This window comes from Rhizobium sp. SRDI969 (genome assembly GCF_025152725.1).
In the GTDB taxonomy this organism is placed as follows: Bacteria; Pseudomonadota; Alphaproteobacteria; order Rhizobiales; family Rhizobiaceae; genus Rhizobium; species Rhizobium leguminosarum_I.
The window spans coordinates 536,960-556,475 of record NZ_CP104035.1 but is presented as its reverse complement, the minus strand read 5'-3'; the positions used below and the strand labels follow the sequence as shown (position 1 = coordinate 556,475).

At 61.2% G+C, this 19,516-nt stretch carries 19 protein-coding genes; 11 read left to right on the top strand and 8 right to left on the bottom strand.

The features are described 5' to 3' along the window. Positions 1-77: 77 nt before the first annotated feature. Positions 78-515 carry a nucleoside deaminase gene (locus tag N2A41_RS02660; RefSeq protein WP_260111099.1) on the top strand — a complete coding sequence of 146 codons (438 nt, stop codon included), beginning with the start codon at positions 78-80 and terminating at the stop codon, positions 513-515. 184 nt (positions 516-699) lie between these two features. Continuing rightward, positions 700-1,779, top strand: a complete 1,080-nt coding sequence (locus tag N2A41_RS02655) for an IS4 family transposase (protein WP_260110196.1) — start codon at positions 700-702, stop codon at positions 1,777-1,779. A 379-nt stretch (positions 1,780-2,158) separates the two neighbouring features. Here N2A41_RS02655 and N2A41_RS02650 read toward each other — a convergent pair whose 3' ends face one another. Together N2A41_RS02650 and ileS are read right to left on the bottom strand one after the other, a co-directional pair. Then, positions 2,159-2,788 (bottom strand): hypothetical protein, encoded by a 630-nt coding sequence (locus N2A41_RS02650; protein ID WP_017962987.1) that lies wholly within the window; start codon positions 2,786-2,788, stop codon positions 2,159-2,161. A 133-nt stretch (positions 2,789-2,921) separates the two neighbouring features. Then, positions 2,922-5,813 carry an isoleucine--tRNA ligase gene (ileS, locus tag N2A41_RS02645; protein ID WP_260110195.1) on the bottom strand — a complete coding sequence of 964 codons (2,892 nt, stop codon included), beginning with the start codon at positions 5,811-5,813 and terminating at the stop codon, positions 2,922-2,924. A 291-nt stretch (positions 5,814-6,104) separates the two neighbouring features. Between ileS and N2A41_RS02640 the strand changes: the two genes are divergently transcribed. Then, on the top strand, positions 6,105-6,515 hold the full coding sequence (locus tag N2A41_RS02640) for an antitoxin Xre/MbcA/ParS toxin-binding domain-containing protein (RefSeq protein ID WP_222385751.1): 411 nt from the start codon (positions 6,105-6,107) through the stop codon (positions 6,513-6,515). Between the two features lie 3 nt (positions 6,516-6,518). Further along, positions 6,519-6,953 carry an RES family NAD+ phosphorylase gene (locus tag N2A41_RS02635; RefSeq protein WP_260110194.1) on the top strand — a complete coding sequence of 145 codons (435 nt, stop codon included), beginning with the start codon at positions 6,519-6,521 and terminating at the stop codon, positions 6,951-6,953. Here N2A41_RS02635 and N2A41_RS02630 read toward each other — a convergent pair. Continuing rightward, positions 6,942-7,934 (bottom strand): bifunctional riboflavin kinase/FAD synthetase, encoded by a 993-nt coding sequence (locus N2A41_RS02630; protein ID WP_222385837.1) that lies wholly within the window; start codon positions 7,932-7,934, stop codon positions 6,942-6,944. The genes N2A41_RS02635 and N2A41_RS02630 overlap by 12 nt on opposite strands. A 14-nt stretch (positions 7,935-7,948) precedes the next feature. Further along, complete coding sequence (locus tag N2A41_RS02625; protein ID WP_260110193.1) at positions 7,949-8,797, bottom strand: TIGR01459 family HAD-type hydrolase; 849 nt, start codon at positions 8,795-8,797, stop codon at positions 7,949-7,951. A 394-nt stretch (positions 8,798-9,191) separates the two neighbouring features. On the opposite strand from N2A41_RS02625, the gene groES reads away from it, so the two are divergent. From groES to N2A41_RS02610, 3 genes are all read left to right on the top strand, one after another. After that, positions 9,192-9,488, top strand: coding sequence for a co-chaperone GroES (gene groES / locus N2A41_RS02620; RefSeq protein WP_003545797.1), 297 nt, complete (start codon positions 9,192-9,194; stop codon positions 9,486-9,488). A 72-nt stretch (positions 9,489-9,560) separates the two neighbouring features. Continuing rightward, complete coding sequence (groL, locus tag N2A41_RS02615; protein WP_017967179.1) at positions 9,561-11,204, top strand: chaperonin GroEL; 1,644 nt, start codon at positions 9,561-9,563, stop codon at positions 11,202-11,204. Positions 11,205-11,926: 722 nt separating this feature from the next. Next, positions 11,927-12,373 carry a hypothetical protein gene (locus N2A41_RS02610; protein WP_260110192.1) on the top strand — a complete coding sequence of 149 codons (447 nt, stop codon included), beginning with the start codon at positions 11,927-11,929 and terminating at the stop codon, positions 12,371-12,373. A gap of 208 nt (positions 12,374-12,581) precedes the next feature. Here N2A41_RS02610 and N2A41_RS02605 read toward each other — a convergent pair whose 3' ends face one another. Then, on the bottom strand, positions 12,582-13,292 hold the full coding sequence (locus N2A41_RS02605) for a glutathione binding-like protein (RefSeq protein ID WP_170256209.1): 711 nt from the start codon (positions 13,290-13,292) through the stop codon (positions 12,582-12,584). 314 nt (positions 13,293-13,606) lie between these two features. Here N2A41_RS02605 and N2A41_RS02600 point away from each other — a divergent pair, with 314 nt between their 5' ends. Then, positions 13,607-14,023 (top strand): DoxX family protein, encoded by a 417-nt coding sequence (locus N2A41_RS02600; RefSeq protein ID WP_033181702.1) that lies wholly within the window; start codon positions 13,607-13,609, stop codon positions 14,021-14,023. A 79-nt stretch (positions 14,024-14,102) separates the two neighbouring features. On the opposite strand, the gene hisG is transcribed toward N2A41_RS02600, so the two are convergent. From hisG to hisS, 3 genes are all read right to left on the bottom strand, one after another. Continuing rightward, entirely contained in the window at positions 14,103-14,798 is a 696-nt protein-coding gene (gene hisG / locus N2A41_RS02595) for an ATP phosphoribosyltransferase (protein ID WP_260110191.1), read from the bottom strand. Further along, positions 14,795-15,916, bottom strand: a complete 1,122-nt coding sequence (locus N2A41_RS02590) for an ATP phosphoribosyltransferase regulatory subunit (RefSeq protein ID WP_260110190.1) — start codon at positions 15,914-15,916, stop codon at positions 14,795-14,797. The genes hisG and N2A41_RS02590 overlap by 4 nt, the downstream gene beginning before the upstream one ends. 180 nt (positions 15,917-16,096) lie before the next feature. Continuing rightward, positions 16,097-17,668, bottom strand: a complete 1,572-nt coding sequence (gene hisS, locus N2A41_RS02585) for a histidine--tRNA ligase (protein ID WP_260110189.1) — start codon at positions 17,666-17,668, stop codon at positions 16,097-16,099. Between the two features lie 78 nt (positions 17,669-17,746). Here hisS and N2A41_RS02580 point away from each other — a divergent pair, with 78 nt between their 5' ends. From N2A41_RS02580 to copM, 3 genes are all read left to right on the top strand, one after another. Further along, complete coding sequence (locus N2A41_RS02580; protein WP_260110188.1) at positions 17,747-18,559, top strand: hypothetical protein; 813 nt, start codon at positions 17,747-17,749, stop codon at positions 18,557-18,559. Positions 18,560-18,616: 57 nt separating this feature from the next. Next, the gene (locus N2A41_RS02575; protein WP_260110187.1) at positions 18,617-18,982 is read left to right on the top strand and encodes a hypothetical protein; all 366 of its coding nucleotides are present in this window, start codon (positions 18,617-18,619) and stop codon (positions 18,980-18,982) included. Positions 18,983-19,057: 75 nt separating this feature from the next. Then, the gene (gene copM / locus N2A41_RS02570) at positions 19,058-19,417 is read left to right on the top strand and encodes a CopM family metallochaperone (protein WP_260110186.1); all 360 of its coding nucleotides are present in this window, start codon (positions 19,058-19,060) and stop codon (positions 19,415-19,417) included. Positions 19,418-19,516: the final 99 nt, after the last annotated feature.

Sequence of the window (19,516 nt, the reverse complement as noted above, 5' to 3'; positions counted from 1 at the left end):
GCCTTTTCGGCCTGTCTATCAGGTCACGCATCTGCGGTTAAGTGGAAATTCTTGCGATCGTGAAGACAAATCGTTTCATGGAGATGGCCCTCGAAGAGGCGCGTGCCGCCGGAGAACGCGGCGAGGTACCGATCGGCGCCGTCGTCGTTGTCGACGATATTGCCGTTTCACGCTCCGGAAACCGCACGCGCGAGCTGAAAGACGTGACCGCGCATGCCGAAATCGCCGCGATCCGGCTCGCCTGCGAAGCGCTCGGGCAGGAACGTCTTGTCGGCGCCGATCTCTACGTGACGCTGGAGCCTTGCACCATGTGCGCAGCAGCCATCTCGTTTGCGCGTATCCGCAGGCTCTATTACGGCGCCGAGGACCCGAAGGGCGGCGGCGTCGACAATGGCGTGCGATTCTATGCGCAACCGACCTGTCACCACGCTCCGGAGGTCTATTCCGGTTTCAACGAGGTCCAATCGGCCGATATGCTGCGAAGGTTCTTTTCGCAAAAGAGAGAGGCGCCGTAGTCCGGGCACCTGGGCGCGGCGGCGTCATCTTCGGCCTCGCGCCACGACCGTCTGGGTCGCGCCAATGGCTGCCCCTCACCCTAACCCTCATATGCGCTAGGTTTAGCGCTGGACATAAGGAATCTGGTTGTGATTCAAGCTTTGGATGAAGATTCGTCCTCAGATTTTGGATCATTGGCCGGAAGTGCGCGCGCGGCTTCCGGCGGGTTTTGACCTGGAAGCAACGGCGCGGTTGCGCGGTGCCTTCACGCGGGTGCGCGAAATCAAGAACGCTGAGACGCTGTTGCGGCTGGCACTTGCCTATGGCGGCCTTGGCATGTCGTTGCGCGAGACCTGTGCATGGGCCGAAGCGGGCGGGATCGCCCGTTTGTCAGACCCATCGCTGCTCGAGCGGCTGTGCAAAGCGGCGCCTTGGCTTGGCGACATCGTGGCCGCGCTGATTGCCGAACAGGCCAAAGTACCGGCGGGGCGCTTTGCGGGCTATCGCTTGCGTGTGCTCGATGGAACGTCGATCTGCCATCCGGGCGCTGACCGCACGACATGGCGGTTGCATGTCGGCTACGACTTGGCAACGGCTCAGGTCGATCAGCTTGAGTTGACCGACATCCATGGTGCCGAGAACCTTCAGCGCCTTACTTATGCACCCCGTGATATCGTGCTGGCCGATCGCTACTATGCAAGACCGCGCGACCTGCGGCCGGTGATCGATGCCGGTGCAGACTTCATCGTGCGGACCGGCTGGAACTCGTTGCGCCTGTTGCAGACGAATGGCGAGCCCTTTGATCTGTTTGCCGCGCTCGCCGCTCAGCAAGAGCAGGAAGGCGAACTGCAGGTTCGTGTCCACGAAGGCATGACGGGGACGCCGCCAACGCCGCCGCTGGTCCTGCGCCTCATTGTCCGGCGCAAGGATCCGCAACAGGCCCAAGCCGAGCAGGAGCGTCTGCTCAAGGATGCCCGCAAGCGCGGCAAACAACCCGATCCGCGCAGTCTCGAGGCGGCGAAGTATATTCTGCTGCTAACTTCGCTGCCGGCCGCCACCTTCCCGCCGGCCGATATCCTCACCCTCTATCGCTTCCGCTGGCAAATCGAGCTGGCGTTCAAACGGTTCAAGAGCCTGGCCGGCCTCGACAGCTTGCCGGCCAAGAAGCCGGAACTGGCCCGGGCATGGCTCTACGCCAGGCTGATCGTCGCCATCATCGCCGAACAGATTGCCGGGCAAGTCCCGGACTCTCCCCCCTCTGGATGCGGCAACCCCGCTGGCTAGCCCCCCATTGGCAAGTCCTTCGCGCTGGCGTCTCATGAAGTTAGCCCTGACCAGCATTTGCGCCGCCATCCGCGGACCACTTCTGTGGCAGGCCGTCTGTAATCTCGTCTCGCGAAGTCGTCGCCACCTCTGCGAGCCGCCGCGACGACGCCGAAAACAATGCGATCATCTCCGCGCCCGCTTAACCTAGCGCATATGACCCTAACCCTCTCCCCGTAATAACGGGGCGAGGGGACGTGCCAAACGCGGCGTTGAGATTGAGGAAACCGGTGCGGCATGTCCCTTCGCCCCGCAAGCGGGGAGAAGGTGGCGGCAGCCGGATGAGGGGCTGCTCGACATTTAAACCAACCGAACAGCAGTGCCTACGCGCCGAGAGCCCTTATTGCAGGAGATTCCACCACTGCTTGCCGGTGTTGGCGACAGCTGCATCCTTCTTGCGCTTTTTCTGCTTCTTGAGTTCGGGCTCGCCGACATCATCGAGCTTTGCTGGATCGTCGACAGTGCGGTAGCCGGGCGGCGGATCCGATATATAGCGGCGCTGATCGATATAGGAGCCCTTCTGCAAGGCGCGGGCTTCGCGATAGGCCTTGGTCTGTTCTTCCGTCGTGCGCCGGCCGCCTTCGATCGCAGAGCTTGCGAGCGGCGAGCGGTAATTCGGATTGTCCGAATTCGCGTCGGCTTCCGAAACGAGACGGGCGCGGGTCTCCTCCGGCGATTCCAGCCATTGCGGATTGTCCTTGTTGGCGACCGTCTGCTGCGGCGCAACGAGGGTCTCCTTCTGCGCCTGCGCCGGCAGCACCAGCGTCGGACGCGGCGTGTACTTGACGCCCTTGTTCTTCGGGTCCGGACCGGTCAACGAGACGGACTGGCCGAGATCGTCGGTCAACTGTTCCATGGCGGTCTTGTCGGTGCCGTAGGTGGGGCTGCTGGCGCAACCGGACACCAGGGAACATCCCGCCACGACAACAGACAGGCAGGCGCCCATACGGAACCAATGCGTTGCTAACATGAAAACCCTTCCAGCCCAGCCGGTGCAATCGTCGCCCAATCGGACAACCGTCCCCCTGACGCAAAAATCCGGCCATTTTCAGGCAGCTTTTACCGGATGAACCGCGAAAGCGCAATTCACCCGGCAATATTCTTCACGTGAGCGCGGCGAGTTCGCGAAGGGCAGCAGCGTCGCGGGCCGAAACATCGGGATATTCCGGATCAGAACCGACATCCCTGGTGATGCGCCAGGAGCGGGCGCATTTTTCACCCTCTGCAAGCTTCGGCACGACGCTGACCTGAGGCACCTCAGCTAGGCGGAAAGCATCCGCTGGGCCTTCGCCGGCCTTGATCTCGATTGCCGAGGTGATGCAGACTTCGGTGAAGTCCTGGCCTTCCAGCGCCTTCAGCAATTCCGGATCGGCGATATGGACGACGGGAGCCGCTTCCAGCGAGGAGCCGATGCGCTTGTCCTTGCGCTCGATTTCCAGGGCGCCGGTCACGACCGAACGCACGGCGCGGATCTTCTTCCACTTCTCGGCCAGGGCATCGTTGCGCCATTCCTTCGCAACCGGGGCAAACTGCTCCAGATGCACTGAAACGGCGGACGGGTTGCGCGACAGCCAGGCCTCCTCCGTGGTGAAGGGCAGCATCGGGGCAAGCCATGTCACCATGCAATCGAAGATCTGGCGGATGACGTGCAAGCTGGCGCGCCGACGCAGGCTCGAAGGCGCGTCGCAATAGAGCGCATCCTTGCGGACATCGAAATAGAAGGCCGACAGCTCGACATTGGCGAAATCGATCAGCGCGCGGGCGATCTTCTTGAAGTCGAAGGCATCGTAGTTCTCACGCACCAGCTCGTCGAGTTCGGCCAGCCGGTGCAGCATCAGCTGCTCCAACTCCGGCAGGTCGGCAAGCGCGATCTCCTCGCCCTTGTCGTGTGCGAGCGTGCCGAGCATCCAGCGGATGGTGTTGCGCAGTTTGCGATAGGCATCGACATTGGTCTGGATGATCGTCTTGCCGACGCGCAGGTCGTCGGCATAATCCGAGGTCATCACCCAGAGGCGCAGGATATCGGCGCCGGCATCCTTCATCACCTCCTGAGGGGCTGTGACGTTGCCCTTCGACTTCGACATCTTCTCGCCCTTCTCGTCCATGGTGAAGCCATGGGTGAGGACGGCGTTGTAAGGCGCACGGCCGCGGGTGGCCGCCGATTCCAGCAGCGACGAATGGAACCAACCGCGATGCTGGTCGGAACCTTCGAGATAAAGATCGGCCGGCCACTTCAGATCCGGGCGGTCTTCGAGCGTGAAGGTGTGCGTCGAGCCAGAGTCGAACCAGACGTCGAGGATATCCATGACCTGGGTCCAGCGGGAATGGTCGTGATCATTGCCGAGGAAACGCTCCTTGGCGCCTTCGGCAAACCAGGCGTCGGCGCCCTCATGTTCGAAGGCTTCGAGGATACGGGCGTTGACGGCTTCATCGACCAGAACCTCGCCCTCATCGTCGGCAAAGACGGCGATCGGCACGCCCCAGGCGCGCTGGCGCGAGAGCACCCAGTCCGGGCGGCCCTCGATCATGGCGCGCAGGCGGTTCTGGCCGGCGGCCGGCACGAAGCGCGTCTCATCGATCGCACCGAGCGCGCGCGAGCGCAGCGTCGTGCCGTCGGCAAGGGTCTTGTCCATATAGACGAACCATTGCGGCGTGTTGCGGAAGATGACCGGCTTCTTCGAGCGCCAGGAATGCGGATACTGGTGCTTCAGCCGGCCGCGGGCAAAGAGCGCGCCGCGGGCGATCAATTCCCTGATGACACGGTCGTTGGCATCGCCCTTCTTGCCGTTGTCGTCGATGACGCGGGCGCCCTCGAAGCCGGGAGCGTCCGATGTGTAGAAGCCGCCGTCGTCGACCGGGAACGGGATCTTGGTGTCGATGCCGCGCGCCTCAAGCGTGCGGACAGCCGACATCCAGGCATCGAAGTCTTCGCGGCCGTGGCTGGGTGCGGTGTGGACGAAGCCGGTGCCGGCGTCATCGGTGACGTGGTCGCCATCGAGCAGCGGCACGAGGAATTCATAGCCGTCGCCGAGACCCTTGAAGGGATGGGCACAGGTCATTTCTGCGAAGTCGGCCGCAGAGACATCACGCAAGCGCTTGTATTGCAGCTTGGCCTTGGCAAAAGATTCTTCGGCCAATTTATCGGCAAAGATCAGCTTCTCGCCAGGACGCGGGCCAAAATCGTTCTCGGCGACCGTTACTTCATAGAGGCCGTAGGAGATGCGCGGTGAAAAGGAGACCGCGCGGTTGCCGGGGATTGTCCAGGGCGTGGTCGTCCAGATGACGACGAACGCATCCTTGAGCGCGGCCGGACCTTCGACGACGGGGAATTTCACCCAGATCGTGTCGCTCTCATAATCCTGGTATTCGACCTCGGCCTCGGCCAGCGCCGTACGCTCGACGACCGACCACATGATCGGCTTGGAGCCGCGATAAAGCTGACCGCTTGCGGCGATCTTCAAAAGTTCGCCGGCGATGCGCGATTCCGCATGGAAGTTCATCGTCGTATAGGGATTGTCGAAGTCGCCCTCGATGCCGAGGCGCTTGAACTCTTCCGCCTGGACCTTGATCCAGCCGGCGGCGAATTCACGGCATTCCCGGCGGAATTCATTGACCGGGACCTCGTCCTTGTTCTTGCCCTTCTCGCGGTACTTCTCCTCGATCTTCCATTCGATCGGCAGGCCGTGGCAATCCCAGCCGGGCACGTAATTGGCGTCGTAGCCGCGCATCTGGAACGAACGGTTGATGACGTCCTTGAGGATCTTGTTCAGCGCGTGGCCGATATGGATGTTGCCGTTGGCATAGGGCGGGCCATCGTGAAGGACGAATTTCTCGCGGCCGGCGGCGGAAGCACGCAGTTTCTTGTAAAGACCCATCTCCTGCCAGCGCTTGACGAGTTCCGGTTCCTTCTGCGGCAGGCCGGCGCGCATGGGAAAATCGGTCTCGGGCAAATAGAGGGTCTTCGAATAGTCGATCTTTTCGGCTGTGTCGGTCATGTCTGACAATCGTTTTCTGGCGGCCCAGGAAGGGGCGCAACGGGCGTGAAATAGCTGGTGACGGAAGCGCTCGTATCCAAGCGCCAAAAACCCGGACCTTCCGGCCGCTTAGCGCGCGCGGAAGGCCGGGCCGATAATTCGCATCATCATTGCCAGCCGATATTTCTTCATCGCGCCGGTTCATAGGCGTTTTTGCCGGGAAAAGGAAGAGGCCGGCTTGCCACAACGGAAGCAATTGAAGTTGGCGCCAAATGCTCATATATATAGGGGCAAGTGGCACAGAGGTTGGCAATGCTCGGTTTTCCTCAGACATCAGAATCGATGACCATACGCGAGCGCCTCGAGATCGCTTCGCACGGCTCCGTGCAGGTTTATGACGGAGCGATGGCATTGAAATTGACAGAGCTCGGCTTTTCCGTGGAGGAAATATATCGTTTCGTCGCACCGCGCCGAACTCTGGCGAGACGCAATGCGAACGGCGAGCCGCTGACAGTCGAGGAAAACGATGGCGCATTGCGAATCGTGCGGATCGCGGACATGGCTAAGCGCATTTTCGGCGACAGAGCCGTTGCGTTCGATTGGCTGCGCAAGCCCAATCGCGGAATGGACGGCATTACCCCGATCGATCTACTGGAATCGGAAACCGGCGCCCGCCTCGTCGAGCAGGCCCTGCACCAGATCGACCACGGGATTTACGTCTAGGCGATGATCTTATGGCGTATCTCGAATTATGCCGATCTTTCCGGACGCGGCGGGCTGCTTGCACCAGGACGATGGCATCATCAGGGAATTCCCGTCGTCTATTGCTGTGATCACCCGTCGACTGCGCTCCTCGAAATTCTGGTACAGGTCGACCTGCATCAAATTCCGAGAGATTTTCAGCTCCTGAAAATCCATTGCCCGGACGACATCGAAGTCTTCGATATCGGGATCGATCCTGCTGCGATCAACCAGACCAGCCTGACGCGCGACCGTGGCAGCAAATTACTGGAAGACAATGATTTCTGTCTCCTGCGCGTCCCATCGGCAATCATGCCGGAGGCCGCGAATATCCTTGTCAATCCACGTCATCCGGACGCGTCGCGCCTGACAATCGAAAAAACGATCCGCTATCCTTTCGACAGCCGACTATTGCGCTGAGGAAAAACAGAGTTTCCGATCAAGCGCGCCGAGCGGCTTAACACCCGCAAGCAGTGCCCTCGCCTCTTCCTCGTCGCGCTTGATCTGGGCGACCAGCGGATCGAGGCCGTCGAATTTCAGCTCAGGTCTAATATAGCCGAAGAAGGAGACGGAGCAGAGCTGGCCGTAGAGATCGCCGTTGAAATCGAAAAGATAGGTTTCGAGCAGCGGCGCGCCGTTTTCCGTCACCGTCGGACGGCGGCCGTAGCTTGCGACGGCGTCGTGGAGCGTGCCGTCCTGACGGCGGAAGCGGACGGCGTAGATGCCGGCGGCAAGATCGACCTCCGGCGGCAGGCGCATGTTGGCCGTCGGGAAACCGAGTTGGCGGCCGAGCTTTTCGCCGTCGATCACCTCGGCTTCCACCGTATAGCGGTAACCGAGCATGCCGGCGGCTTCGCTGACATTGCCCTCGTTGAGGAGCGCGCGGATATGGCTCGAAGAGACGACATCGGCGTTTTCGTCGCGGAAGGCATCGATCAGGGTGACGCCGAAGCCGTAGGTATTGCCGGCATTCATCAGGAAGGCGGGACCGCCCTCGCGGCCGCGGCCAAAATGGAAATCGAAGCCGGTGACGACTTCGGAGGCGCCGAGCCAATCCTTCAGGATCGAATGGATGAAATCATCGGCCGAGCGCTGCGAGAATTCGTAATCGAAGGGATATTCGATGACGGCGCTGAAACCCAGCGTTTCCAGGATGCGGGCCTTCAGGGGCGCCGGCGTCAGCCGAAAGACCGGCGTCTGCGGCCGGAAGACCGTGCGCGGATGCGGCTCGAAGGTCAGCACCAAAGCGGGGATGCCGCGCGCCTTGGAGATTTCGAGCGCTCGGTTCAGCACCGACTGATGGCCGCGGTGCACGCCGTCGAAATTGCCGATAGCAATGACGCCGCCCTTCAGATGGGCGGGTAGGGGTTCGCGGGTTTCATTGCGGTGGAAGACGGTCATCGGCTGGCTTCTCTTCATGCAAGGCGGGGCATCCACCACTTCGGCGCGGCGTTTTCCCGTTCGAGATAGGCATTGAGGATCGCCTCGTCGGTCTCGCCGTTGAGAGTATATTCCTTGGCGTGGATACCACCGCTGATGTAGAGGAGGTCGAGGCCGTAATTCAAGGCGCCGCGCACATCGGTCGGCATGCCGTCGCCGATCGCCAGGACGCGCTCGACCGGGAAATCGCCGCGAAGCTCGCGGGCCGCCGAAAGCGTTGCCTTGTAGATCGGCCGGTGCGGTTTGCCGGCGATGCGGGTACTGCCGCCGAGCTGCTGGTAGTAGGCGGCCATAGCGCCGGCGCAGGGGATGATGCGATGGCCGCGCTCGACAATGAGGTCGGGATTGGCGCAGATCATCGGCACGTCGCGGGCTTTGAAATCGAGAAGAATATCGGTGTAATCTTCCGGCTTCTCCGTCTCGTCGTCGAAAAAGCCGGTGCAGACCAGCGATTGCGCTTCGCCCGCCGGCCGGCGTTCGACGCCAATGCCTTCGAGTAGCGCTTTGTCGCGCTCGGGGCCGAGCAGAAAGACGGTCTTCGGCCCTTCGGCGATCAAACCGCGCGTGACGTCGCCAGAGGTGACGATCCTGTCATAGGCGCTGTCGGGAACGCCGATCTGGCGCAGTTGCTCGACCACCTGCCAGGAAAGGCGCGGCGAATTGGTGATGAGGACGACGGCGACGCCGTTCTCGCGCGCCGCTTCAAGGGCTGCGGCCGCCTTCGGAAACGGATCGACGCCGTTGTGAACGACGCCCCAGACATCGCAGAGCACCACATCATAGTGACCTGATATCTCCGAGAAGTTTTCTATCCGCTTGGCCATTCCGATTTCCCGATTTGCTTCAGTCACCGGTGACATTGCAAAGGCGCAAGGCGATGGCAAGGAAATTTCTTCGCTGCCCGGCTCCTGCGAAGAACTCGGGAAGGCGATCCGAGTGTGCGGATCGGCAAGGGGTTTGACGATTATCCCGAAGCGGCAGCTCGCCGACGGCGGACGACTTCGGCAAAGTTCGGCCGCGCCGGCGTTTCGGCCGCAATCTCAGACTATTCTCAGGCCTCTTCACAATTCCGGCACAAAAATTCGTGACTGCTCTCATTGACTCCTTTCGGAGCCATCCCTAAATGCTCGTCGCTAGCACTCACCGCAAGGGAGTGCTAACATCTGTCCATGTGGGCCACTCCGGTCCGCGAATGTCATTCGATCGAGGGATTAGACAATGGCAAGCACCAACTTCCGCCCCCTTCACGACCGCGTCGTTGTTCGCCGCGTTGAGTCCGAAGCCAAGACCAAGGGCGGCATCATCATTCCCGATACCGCCAAGGAAAAGCCGCAGGAAGGCGAAATCGTCGCCGTCGGCTCCGGCGCACGCGATGAGTCCGGCAAGGTCGTCGCACTCGACGTCAAGGCTGGCGACCGCATCCTGTTCGGCAAGTGGTCCGGCACCGAAGTCAAGATCGACGGCGAAGACCTTCTGATCATGAAGGAAGCCGACATCATGGGCATCATCGGCTGATCGGCCGACCTGCTTTCCCGAAATGGCTGACGGGCGTTTTGCCCGAACAACTCGAATTCAGGAGTTACTAATATGGCATCTAAAGAAATCAAGTTTGGCCGCACCGCGCGCGAAAAGATGCTGCGCGGCGTCGACATTCTCGCCGATGCAGTGAAGGTCACGCTCGGCCCCAAGGGTCGTAACGTCATCATCGACAAGTCCTTCGGCGCTCCGCGCATCACCAAGGACGGCGTTTCGGTCGCCAAGGAAATCGAACTCGAAGACAAGTTCGAAAACATGGGCGCCCAGATGGTCCGCGAAGTTGCTTCGAAGACCAACGACATCGCCGGCGACGGCACCACGACGGCAACCGTTCTTGCCCAGGCGATCGTTCGCGAAGGCAACAAGGCCGTTGCAGCCGGCATGAACCCGATGGACCTGAAGCGCGGCATCGATCTTGCTGTTGCCGACGTCGTGAAGGATCTCCAGGCCAAGGCCAAGAAGATCTCGACCTCGGAAGAAGTTGCACAGGTCGGCACGATTTCGGCAAATGGCGACAAGCAGGTCGGTCTCGACATTGCTGAAGCCATGCAGAAGGTCGGCAACGAAGGCGTCATCACCGTCGAAGAAGCCAAGACCGCCGAAACCGAACTCGAAGTCGTCGAAGGCATGCAGTTCGACCGCGGCTACCTCAGCCCCTACTTCGTCACCAATCCGGAAAAGATGATCGCCGACCTCGAAGACGTCTTCATTCTCCTCCACGAGAAGAAGCTGTCGAACCTGCAGTCGATGCTGCCGGTTCTCGAAGCCGTCGTCCAGACCGGCAAGCCGCTCCTCATCGTCGCTGAAGACGTCGAAGGCGAAGCCCTCGCAACGCTCGTCGTCAACAAGCTGCGCGGCGGCCTCAAGATCGCTGCCGTCAAGGCGCCTGGCTTCGGCGACCGCCGCAAGGCCATGCTCGAAGACATCGCCATCCTGACGGGCGGTACGGTCATCTCCGAAGATCTCGGCATCAAGCTCGAATCCGTCACGCTCGACATGCTTGGCCGTGCCAAGAAGGTTTCGATCTCCAAGGAAAACACCACGATCGTCGACGGTTCGGGCGCCAAGTCCGACATCGAAGGCCGTGTTGCCCAGATCAAGGCCCAGATCGAGGAAACCACCTCCGACTACGACCGCGAGAAGCTGCAGGAGCGCCTTGCCAAGCTCGCCGGCGGCGTTGCCGTCATCCGCGTCGGCGGCTCGACCGAAGTCGAAGTGAAGGAAAAGAAGGACCGCATCGACGACGCGCTCAACGCGACCCGCGCTGCTGTTCAGGAAGGTATCGTCCCCGGCGGCGGTATCGCTCTGCTCCGCTCCTCCACGAAGATCACCGTCAAGGGTGTAAACGACGACCAGGAAGCCGGCATCAATATCGTTCGCCGCGCCCTGCAGTCGCTCGTTCGTCAGATCGCTGAAAACGCAGGCGACGAAGCCTCGATCGTTGTCGGCAAGGTCCTCGACAAGAACGAAGACAACTTCGGCTACAACGCCCAGACATCCGAATATGGCGACATGATCGCCATGGGTATCGTCGACCCGCTCAAGGTCGTTCGCACGGCGCTGCAGAACGCTGCTTCTGTTGCATCGCTGCTGATCACCACCGAAGCCATGATCGCCGAACTGCCGAAGAAAGAATCGGCTGGCGGCGGCATGCCGGGCGGCATGGGCGGCATGGGCGGAATGGACATGATGTGATAGGCCAACGGCCTTTCACAGCATCGTTCATGAATCCGCCCATCATTTAAAGATGGTTCAGCGCGTCAAGCGCGCTGAACTGGCGGAATGGACATGATGTGATAGGCGAAAGCCATCACTGACTACCATTCCGGCATCCGGAATAGGAAGGGCGGCTCTCGGGTCGCCCTTTTCTTTTGCCCAAAGCGATTCGACGTGCGGCACACTGACTGGCATGGCCGACGAAACGTTTATCCGCCCCTCTGTTGCAACCCCAGGGGGCGAAACTTGCGCTAGGCTTGCGTTGCCCGCGCCTTTCTCAGTCTAGCGACATGCGAGAGATCACTGCGTTGCGGTACGATTTCCGACCTGACGCAGAGTGAAAACGTTTGCAACACTCTCAAAGATGATCTTCCTGTGCCAATTCTCGCGAAACAGGCCGAAGATGCAGGCATCCTAAGAAATGAGGCGATCCGAAGACCCCTTAAAAAGCCGTTGCCGTTTGTCCAAAAGCCCCTATAAATCCGCGCTGCACTTCAAACGCGCTCGGCGATAGACGAGGCCGGAGCGCGGAAAGCGATACGTTAACGTTCGGCTTCGAGGGCTCCGGTTACGGAGGCCAGATGGCCGTGGCAATAACCGCCGAAGGTAAGCGCGGGCATCATGCCCGCTGCTGCGTGATCCTGTTTCTTTGTGTTTGCCGAGCGTGCGGCCGAGGAGCCGCATCCGAACGGGGGAACGCCTTGTTTAACATCGCCAGAGCCAATGCAGCCGAACCGCTAACGCCCGGCTCGTTTGATGACGCCAATCAAAATCACGAGATGCTGGCACAGTTTTCCGTTTCCGAAGCCTGGACGGGCGATTTTTCGAGCGGCATGCTTCGTCTCGGCGAATGGAGCGCAATGATGCACGGCCTTGCCGCGCAGGAATGCGGACTCCTAAGCCTGATCCGCTGCTACGATGCCAAGGACCGCAGCCACATATTGGAGCTGTTCGAGCAGGCGGCAACGCTCTGCTCCTCCTTCTGTTTTTCGACGACAATCAACATGCCGAACGGCTTTCGCCAGCCGCTCTTCTGCATGGGCGAGTCCCACGGGCTAGAGCAGAAATACAGCGGCAGCATGGTCGGCGTCTTCGTCTTTCCGCGCTTCAAGCTGGAAGGCGCAAAGCAGATCTTAAGCTGGCGATAAGGGTGGAATGGCTGCCCCTCACCCTAACCCTCTCCGCACTCGCGGGGCGAGGGGACGTGCCCTGCGATAGGTAGGCGGGATACGGACAGCTTGCGGCATGGTCCCTTCGCCCCGTTTACCGGGGGTCCGAAGGACGGGTCGAGACCCGTGGCTCGACCCCGTGGCAGCAGCCGGATGGGCCGGGATCGGCGATCTCTTGGGTCGTTCGTTACTCCGGCTTGGCCGGTATATTGAGGCCCCTGGCACTTGCCGGACGAGCGATGCAGCGCTCCAGCCAATCCGAGACGGCGGGGAATTTCGCATATTCGAGCACCTCGCGGCCGCCATAGAAGATGTCGGCGCCACGAACCCAGGTGAAGGTGGTGATGTCGGCGATCGTATAGAGATCGCCCATGATCCACTGGCGACCTTTCAGCCGGTCTTCGAGCACGCCGAGCAGGCGTTTGGATTCATCACGATAACGCTCCACCGGGTAGGAATTGTTGGCGACCTTGTCGGCGGCGAATTTATAAAAATGTCCAAACTGGCCGAACATCGGGCCGATGCCCGCCATCTGGAAAAACACCCACTGGATGGTTTCATAGCGGCCGGCGGCATCGGCAGGGATGAGCTTGCCGGTTTTTTCCGCGAGATAAAGCAGAATGGCGCCGGATTCGAAAAGGCCGATCGGTTTTCCGTCCGGCCCGTTCGGATCGATGATCGCCGGAATGCGGCCGTTGGGATTGAGAGATTCGAATTCCGCCGACTTCTGCTCGTTGGCGGCGAAGGAAACATAATGCGGCTCATAGGCGAGGCCGAGCTCTTCGAGGGCGACGGAAACCTTCACCCCGTTCGGCGTCTGCAGGGAATAGAGCTGGATGATATCGGGATTTTTCGCCGGCCAGCGCGTCGTGATCGGAAATGCGGAAAGATCTGCCATCGGATTCTCCATGTTATCAGCCGACCATAAAAGACCCGGCTTGGCAAAGGCAAGCGGGGGGCAGCCAATGCATGTCGCCCAAAAGTGCGCAGCGGTTTTGGGCCAACGACATGCATGACAACAAAGATCTAAGCGCGTCGCATGAATGCAGTCGAACGCGACGCGCTTTGGAGATCGTTCCATATTAGTGAACGAAGTGTCCCCTTTCGTTTATCTTTCCACAACGCGAGAAAAGAGCGACATAGAGGCATCCGAGGTCGAAGCGGTGCCGGGGCACCAAGATCTCCAGAGTCCTTGAAACGGAGACAACGTCCATGTCGAACAACGTCATCATCCTGATTGCCCGTATCCTGCTTTCCTTCATGTTCATCCTTTCCGGCTTCATGAAGCTCACCGATCCTGCCGGTACTGCGGGCATGATCGCCGGTGCCGGCCTGCCGGCAGCATCCCTGCTGGCCTATGTCGCAGGCCTTTTCGAACTGCTGGCCGGCCTTGCGGTTCTCACAGGCTTCCAGGTCCGCATTGCCGGTTGGCTGCTCGCCGCCTTCTGTGTCTTCACGGGCATTGCCTTCCACCTGCCCTACGCAAGTGGCACGGAACTCGTGAACATTCTCAACCAGATCATGGTCATGAAGAATATCACGCTGGCCGGCGCGTACATACTGCTCGCCACCGTCGGTGCCGGCGCCTACTCGCTCGATGCCCGCCGCGGCGCTTACGCAGCTGCCTGACACCAGCAGACATCCTCCCAGAAGCAGAAAAACCCGCCGTCATCCGACGGCGGGTTTTCTTATGCCTTGGCGGCCGGGATCAGAGGGCCGCGCGCACTGCCTCAATGATTGCTTGCACGGCGGGTTCACCGGCGTGGTTTTCCTTGCGGGCACGCACGAGGCAGGCCTGCGAATGCAGGATGACACCGTCCTGGAGCACCTTCAGGTGATTGGCGCGCAGCGTCGAGCCGGTGGAGGTGATATCGACGATGATATCGGCCGAGCCTGCGGCGGGAGCGCCCTCGGTAGCGCCCAGGCTTTCGACGATGCGATAAAGCTGGATGCCGTGTTGGCTCGAAAAGAACTGCTGGGTCAGCCGCCAGTATTTGGTGGCGATGGCAAGGCGCCTGGAGTGGCGGGCGCGGAAATCGGCGGCGACATCGACGAGATCGGCCATGGTGTCGACATCGAACCAGATCTCCGGCACGGCGACGACGACATCGGCATGGCCGAAGCCGAGACGGGCACAGAATTCGACGCGTTTGTCGACCTCGGCAAAACCCTCCCGCATCAGATCCTCGCCGGTGACGCCGAAATCGACGGTGCCATTGCCGATTTCACGGGAGATTTCGGAGGCCGAGAGGAAGGCGATCTCCACATCGTCCCAGCCTTCGACGCGGCCGCGATAGGAGCGATCGTTGCCGACCGCAGAAATCGTCATGCCGGCGCGTTCGAAGATCGCCGAAGCGTCTTCCTTCATCCGGCCCTTGGAGGGAAGCGCGATGGTGATGGTCATGCGGCTGCCCTTTCGGTTTCGATGCGGTCGAGCCAGAAGGAGAAGCCGACGGCCGGAATACGGTCCGTCGCACCGAGGAAGGTCAGGAGCCGGTCGAAACGGCCGCCACCGGCCAGAACCGCGCTTGAACCTTCCACCGTCACCTCGAAGACGAGGCCGGTGTAATAATCGAGCGGCCGTCCGAAAGCGGCGCGGTAGTCGAGGCAGGAAAGATCGACACCGGCATTGAAAAGTGCTGCAACGCGGCCATTAAAGCGGGAAAGCGCGTTGCCGAGTTTCAGGCCGGCAGCATCGGCGAAACCGGAAAGGGCTGCGGAAGCATTGACCAGCGGCACGTCGAGGGACAGAAATTCTTCCAGCACGTGGAAGGCCGCATCGTCGAGGCGCGTTTCGGACAGGATGAGCTTTTCCTTGAGCCGTCGGGCGATCTCCAGGGCCGAGCGGCCGGCATTCGTCGAATAGCCGGTCTTCTGCATCTCCCGCTCGAGATGGGCGACCAGCGCCTGCTCGTCGCCTGACGCAACGAGCCTGGCGATATCGTCGTCCAGCCCGGTGACGAATTGCGGGCTGACGAGGCCGGCAAGCAGTGCTTCCAGTTGCGTCATACTGCCGAAGGCGTGGATCAGGCGCTTCTGCCAGCCGAGCGGCAGGCCGAGCGCCTGGACCACAGCCTCAAAGACTGCCTGGTCGCCCAATGTCACGGCTAAGCGCCGGCCCGGCAGCAGGCGGGCGAGAATGCCGGTGGCATCGCCAATGGCGCGAGCGTCGGCGTTTGACAGGTCGATATCGCCAAGATCCTCGATGCCGGCCTGATAGAATTCATTGGCGCCGTCGCGACGCTGGCGGAAAACCTCGCCGAGATAGGCATAACGCTTCGGCGTGCCGGTCGCCGTCTCGATGTGACGCAGACAGACTGGAATGGTGAATTCGGGACGCAGGCAGAGGCTGGCGCCGGTTTCGCTCTCCGTCATGAAGATGCGGCGACGCAGATCTTCGCCGGCAATATCAAGGAAAGGCTCGGCCGGCTGAATAACAGGCGTATCGATGCGCTCGGCGTTGCGCGCATCGAATTCGGCGATGAGGTCATTGGCGAATTCGGGGAGATTGATCAGGGGCATTGGCTGAACTTCCCTCTTCTCCCCAGCGGGGAGAAGATGCCCGACAGGGCAGATGAGGGGGATGAGGAGTGTAAACGACGAATGTCCTGAGCGGCAAGCGAAGGACAGCTTCTGCCGCGGTGCGCCCTCATCCGACCCTTCGGGCCACCTTCTCCCCGAGGGGAGAAGGGGAGATTTCTCTCAAACGTCGTCATCTGTGTCACCGGCTTGAGCGGGATCATATGGAGTTTCGAAGCCGGAGCCTGCCCTTTTCCGATCCTCGGCCTGCGCAGCAAGGATCTCCCTGACCTTCGCGACGAGGTCGGCTTCCGGCGCCGTCTCCTGTGCCACCCGCGCTTCGCGCCAGCTGGCATTGTCCTCGATCTCGCCGGAGAGCCGCTTGCCTTCGATCAGATCCTTGATCTGCACGACGCTTGTCGCGCGCTCATCGCCGCCCTGGATGATGGCGACGGGACAGCCGCGGCGATCGGCATATTTCAGCTGGTTGCCGAACTTCTTCCAGTTGCCCTGGAACATCTCGGCGCGGATGCCGGCGGCGCGCAGTTCCTGCGTCATCTTCTGGTAGCGGCCCATCGCCTCGACATCGCCGTCCATGACGGTCACCAGCACCGGCTCGATGACCTCGCTGGCGCCGAGCTTGCCGAGGTTCTTCAGCGCCGTCATCAGCCTGGAGACGCCGATCGAAAAGCCCGTCGCCGGAACCGGCTGGCCCATGAAGCGGGAGACGAGGCCGTCATAACGACCGCCGCCGCCGACCGAACCGAAGACGACTTTCTCGCCCTTTTCATTGGTGACGTCGAAGGTCAGTTCGGCCTCATAGACCGGGCCGGTATAATATTCGAGGCCGCGCACGACGGAGGGGTCGATCTTGATGCGGTCAGGGCCATAGCCGGCGCTGGTCACCAGCGCACCGATGAAATTCAGCTCCTCGACGCCTTCGCCACCCCTGGCGGTTCCCGCCACCAGCTCGGCGAGACGGAGAGCGCTTTCGGCATAGTCCGTGATGCCGACAAAGAACAGCACCTTGTCGATCTGCTCCTTATCGAGACCAGCGCCCTTGGTGAAGTCGCCGGATTCATCCTTGCGGCCGGGACCAAGCAGCAATGCCACGCCTTCCGGGCCGAACTTGTCGAGCTTGTCGATGGCCCGCAGCACGTTCAGCCGCGGGCCGGCCTTGTCGTCGCCGCCGAGGCCGATCGCCTCGAGCACGCCATCCAGGACTTTGCGGTTATTGACGCGGATGACATAATCGCCGCGCTTGATGCCGAGGGCTTCCAGCGTATCGGCCATCATCATGCACATTTCGGCATCGGCCTGAACACCAGGCGCGCCGACGGTATCGGCATCGAACTGCATGAACTGGCGGAAACGGCCCGGGCCCGGCTTCTCGTTGCGGAAGACGTAGCCGGCACGATAAGTGCGATAGGGCAGCTGGATCTCGTTGAAATTCTCGGCGACATGACGGGCGAGCGGCGCCGTTAGGTCGTAACGCAGCGACATCCATTGCTCGTCATCGTCCTGCAGCGAGAACACGCCCTCGTTCGGCCGGTCGCTGTCGGGCAGGAACTTGCCGAGCGCATCGGTATATTCGAATAGCGGCGTTTCGAGCGGATCGAAACCATAATGCTCATAGACTTCCCGGATCTTTGCCGTCATCTCGTTGACGGCGCGGATATCGCCGGCCGTCCGGTCGACGAAGCCGCGCGGCAGGCGGGCCTTGAGCTTTTGCGGTTTCTTCTGCTTGTCGTTCATTTCCGGGGATTCCACTGACTGTGACAGTGGCGGTTTCCTAGCGGATTGGGCGGGGAGCGGCAAGGGCGAAGGGTCTTGATGTGGCTGCGAGAATCGATTGAACGAAGGAGTTCCATCAGAAATGCGGATATACTCATGATCACCGAGGCGCTTCTCTATGCCGCGACCTGGCCGCTGACCGGCAAGCCGCATCGAAAGTTCATCCGCTATTCCGTCAATCTCTGGTCACGGGCCGGGCGCTGCGCGGCGGATTGGGCCGAACATGAGGAGATGAGCCGGAAGGTGATCCTGGCGGCAGCGGCCGACCTCAGGCAGAAGCGGACCGCCGTCGTCCTCGGCTCCGGCCTGTTGCGCGACGTGCCGATCGAAGCGCTGGCGCGGGATTTCGACACCGTCGTCCTGGTCGATCTCGTTCACCTCGCCTCGGTGCGCCTGTGGCTGTCGGCCAAGTTCTATCGCAATGTCCGGCTGATCGAGCGCGATCTCTCCGGCTATGATGAGCTTGCTACCGGTCGCGAACCCGAACCGCTCGGCTTCCTGCGCGGCGTGCCCTATCTCGATTTCGTGGTTTCCGCCAACCTCTTGTCGCAGATCGGTCGCGGCGTGAAACGGCGCCATGAGGCCGAGGCCGGGCGAATGCCTGAAGACACGGTGGAAAGGCTGATCGCGGCACATCTGTCCGGGCTTGCGGGACTTCCCTGCCGCAGCTGCCTGGTGACCGACATCGCCTATGCCGTCATCGACCGCAACGGCAAGACGCACGAAGAGGCCGACCTGCTGCATGGCGTCTTGCCGCCGCTGGCAAAAGCCGCCTGGACATGGCCCATCGCGCCACTCGGTGAAGAGAGCAAGGATTATAGGATCGAGCAAAGGGTCATGGCTGCTTGGTGACCGGGATGTGACCGCCGGTCGCCTTGGCCTTTATCAGGCATTCGCCTATAAAACGGCATGCGCATGCTTGCCCTCATCACGATGTTTCTCGGCTGGCTGGTCTACAGCGCTATGTCCGCATGGGCAGGCTGTCCGACATGTGCGTCGATGAATGCACCGGTTGCCGTCGAAACCGGCATGCACCACGAAATGCACGGCATGGCTACGTCCGAGGCGGTGAGCAAGACCGATCCCTTGAAGGACCCCTGCGCCACCGGCAATTCCGCGCATATTCCGCTTTGCGCCGCCTGTCTTCTGCTGCCGCCGACGGTGATGGTCATGGATGGCGGAAAGCCCATTTTCGGCTACCCCGCCCCGGCGCCTGCCCGCGCCCTGGACGACGACAGGCCGGTACCGACGCCGCCCCCTCCCCGACTGTCCTGACACCACAGCAATCCATGCCAATCGGGTGGCCCAGCCGCCCGGCAAACCTATTGTCAGACAGAGGAAGGAACTCTCATGTCTTTGAAAATCGTCACCCTCACCGCAATGCTCACCATCGTCGCCGCTCCCGTCCTTGCCGAAGACAAGCCGATGGATATGAGCAAGCCGATGGGCAACCACGATGCGGCAAGCCACGCCTTCAGCGAGGCGAATGCCAAGATGCACAAGGATATGATGATCGAGTATAGCGGCGATGCCGATGCGGATTTCGTCCGCGGCATGATCCCACACTATCAGGGCGCGATCGATATGGCCAAGATCGAGTTGCAATATGGAAAAGATCCCGATATCCGCAAGCTCGCCGAAGCCGTCGTCAAGGCACAGGAAGCCGAGATCGCCGAGATGAACGCCTGGCTCAGGGTCCAGGGCAAGTAGTCGATCGTTGATGGAAAAGGGGAACGCCGGAAATGTCAGGCGTTCCCAGACTCTTTCGTCATGCTCGACCAGCCCCTCAACCGCCTGCCGGCACCTTCT